The following is a 3172-nucleotide window of genomic DNA, read 5'->3' as shown; positions in this document are numbered from 1 at the left end:
AGCGGTCTGCTTGGTCGCACCGGCTAGATGCGGCGTCATCACTACCTTCTCCGACGACAGCAGCGGCCATCCGGCCGGAAGCGGCTCCACCGGGAACACGTCGAGTCCGGCCCCGGCAAGCTGGCCGCTCTCCAGCGCAGCGGCCAGCGCGTCGTAATCCAGCAGGCCACCGCGCGCCGAGTTCACCAGATAGCTGCCTGGCCGCATCGCCGCGATGCTCTCCTTGCCGATCAAGTTCGCCGTTTCCGGCGTGAGCCGGGCGTGCAAGCTGACCACGTCGCTGCTGCCCAGCAACGTCGGGAGGTCTACCAGCCGAGCTCCGGGTTCGAGGTCACCGGCGTCCACGAACGGGTCGTTGACGAGCACCTGCGCATCGAACGCCCGCAGTATCCGCGCCACCCGCCTCCCGATCGCCCCGTAGCCGACCAGGCCGACGGTCGATCCGCCCAGCTCGAAACCGCACTCGTCGTAGGCGTAGAGGTCGCTGCGCCACTCCCCGGCGGTGACGCCGCCGTGGATGCGCGGGATGGATCGAAACGTGCTCAACATGAGTGTCACCGCGTGCTCGGCCGCAGCCACCGCGTTGCGTCCCGGCGTGTTGCAGACCAGCACGCCACGCTCGGTGGCGGCGTCGACGTTGACGTTCACCGGACCCCCACGGGTGCACACGATGAGCTTCAACGAGGGCGCGGCATCCAGGACGCGCTTGGTGAGCGGAGCCATCTGAGTCACCACCACGTCGACGTCACCCACCAGCTCGACCAGCTCGTCCTCCACGTCGGCCGCCTCGTCCACCTCACCCACGCGGCCGAACGGCACCAGCGGCCAGGACAACGTCAACCGGCGGATATCGAGCGCCGGCACGCCCTGCCCGCCCTGTCCGTCCAGACCGGCGACGGCCCGCCGCAGTCGCTCCTCGAGCAGGTCATTGATGACGAAGTGGTCGCCTGCCAGCAGTATCCGGTGCTGCTCGGTCATCTCGTTCTCCTCATGGGGTCTTCCACTCCTCGCGGGCACGGTCGACCCGGCGCAGGTAGTCGTCGTACGCGTCGTCGTAGAGTTCGCGGCTCGCCGCCGCAGGCTCGACAGTGTGTCGCGGAATCGGCCAACCGGGTGTCTCGCCGCGTGCCTCCAGCGCCGAGATCACCGCGCCGTACGCGCCGGCCTGCGGCACGTCGACCACCTCCAGCGGGCGGCCGAGGACGTCGGCGAAGAGCTGCGTCCACGCATCGCTCTGGGTGCCGCCGCCGCAGACGGCCAGCCGCCCGGTCAGTCCGGCCGCTTCGAAGCAGTGCCGGGCCGCGAACGCCAGTGCCTCGCAGAGTCCGCGGACCAGGTCGGCCCGGCTGGTTCCCAGGTGTAGCCCATCGAATCGGCCGCGCGCCGACCCTTCGACGAACGGCGCCCGCTCCCCCGACTCGGACCAGTACGGCAGCACCCGCACGCCGCGCGCCCCGGGCGGCGACTCGCCGACCAGGTCGCCGAGCTCGTCGAACGACGCGCCGACAGTTCGCAGCAGCCAGTCCATCGAGGCCGTCCCGACCATCGCCGGCATCGCCCGCATCCACCGGCCCTCCCGCCACATGCCGAGTAGCAGCCCGGCCCGGTGCGGAATGGGCGCCGGATCGTCGGTGACCACCTGGCAGGCGAGCGTGGTGCCGATGATCAGCAACCCGTCTCCGGGGTCGACGACGCCGCTGCCCCGGGCGGCCGCGAGCAGGTCGTAGGGGCCGGCGCTCACCGTCGTCCGGGATTCCGCCGTTCCCGGCAGGCCGAGCGCCTCGGCGGCGTCGGCAGTCAGCGGCGCCGCAGGACCGGCCGGACCGACCACCGGTGGCAACAGGTCACGCCGGTGCTCCAACCCGCATGCCCGCAGGATCTCGTCGTCGTAGTCACGACGGAGCGGGTCCAGGAACGGGAACGACGCATCCGACACGTCGATGGCCCGCTCGCCGGTCAGCCGGTGGAACACGAGGCCCACGCAGTGGGTGGCCGTCGTCGCCGCATCGAGCGTCGCCGGCTCGTCCCGGTCCAGGGCTGCCAGGATCGCCGCGGACGCGCCGGGGAACACCATGCCTGAGTTACGGGCGAGGATCTTATCCGCCGTCCCGTCGGCATCCCATCGGCGCACCACGTCCGACGCCCTCGCATCCAGCCAGGAAGCCGCCGGACGCACCGGGGCTCCGGCGCCGTCGTGCAGCCAGCACCCGTCGCCCTGACCGGTCAGCGCAATCAGCTCAGGCGCCTGCGGCAGCTCAGCGACGACGGCGCGCACCACCTGCACCACGGAGGCGACCACACCGTCGGCGTCCTGCTCGACGCGTCCGTCACCCGGGTAGCTCAGCTCGGTCGGGACGCTATGCACGCAGAGTTCGGCGCCGCCCGCGTCGTACCCCACAGCCTTGGTCAGCGAGGTCCCGACGTCGACGCCTACATAGGTGAACTGTTCCTCCATGAACGTCTCCTCGTCGAATAAGCCGGTGCCGGTCACGCGTCCGCGACGTGGACGTTGACCCTCCGGTCACGCAACGTGCGGAGAATGTCCTCGGGTGCACCCCCGTCCACGACCACGTCGTCGAAGTCGGTCAGCGGCGCCAGCTGGTGCAGCGCGGTGCCGCCCAGCTTGCCATGGTCGATCAGCAGCACCTTGCGTCCGGCCGAGCGCATCATCGCCCTTTTGACCAGCACGATCTCCTGCTCCTGATGGAACGCGTGAGTGGCCGACACAGCCGACGTGGACGTGAAGAGCACATCCGCACGCAGCGACTCGATCGCCTCCATGCACGGCACGCCGAGGAACGAGTCATGCGTCGGGTAGTACTCGCCGCCCAGCGAGATCAGCCGGATGTCGGGCATCCGGCTGACCGTCTTGATCACCTCGAGAAAGTTCGTGATGACGGTGAGCGGCGCCAGGTCGGGCAGCAGATGCGCCACCCCGAGCGTGGTGGTGGAGTCGTCCAGCAGCACCGCCATGCCAGGCTCGATCATGGTCCTGGCGTACCGGGCCACGGCCGCCTTCTCAGCCTTGGCGGTACGCAGGCGGTATTCCACGTTGCTCTCGAACACGCTCGACGGCTGAGCGCTGACACCACCGCGGAACTTGCGCACCACGCCCTGCCGTTCCAGCTCGTCGAGATCGCGGTGGACGGTCATCAGGCTGACGCCGAAGAGC

The 3172-nt window shown here is 70.0% G+C and carries 3 protein-coding genes; all 3 read right to left on the bottom strand.

The features are described from left to right. On the bottom strand, window positions 1–978 hold a 978-nt coding region (locus tag ELR45_RS16115; RefSeq protein ID WP_129667362.1), incomplete at its 3' end, for a 2-hydroxyacid dehydrogenase. 10 nt (window positions 979–988) lie between these two features. Beyond that, window positions 989–2455: an FGGY family carbohydrate kinase gene (locus tag ELR45_RS16110; RefSeq protein ID WP_129667305.1), complete on the bottom strand. Its 1467-nt coding sequence runs from the start codon at window positions 2453–2455 to the stop codon at window positions 989–991. 32 nt (window positions 2456–2487) lie between these two features. Continuing rightward, a partial coding sequence (locus tag ELR45_RS16105; protein WP_205856695.1) for a DeoR/GlpR family DNA-binding transcription regulator occupies window positions 2488–3172 on the bottom strand: 685 nt, incomplete at its 5' end.

Origin of the sequence: Phytoactinopolyspora endophytica (assembly GCF_004138495.1) — a bacterium.
Lineage (GTDB): Bacteria > Actinomycetota > Actinomycetes > Jiangellales > Jiangellaceae > Phytoactinopolyspora > Phytoactinopolyspora endophytica.
This window is presented reverse-complemented; position numbering and strand designations above follow the sequence as displayed.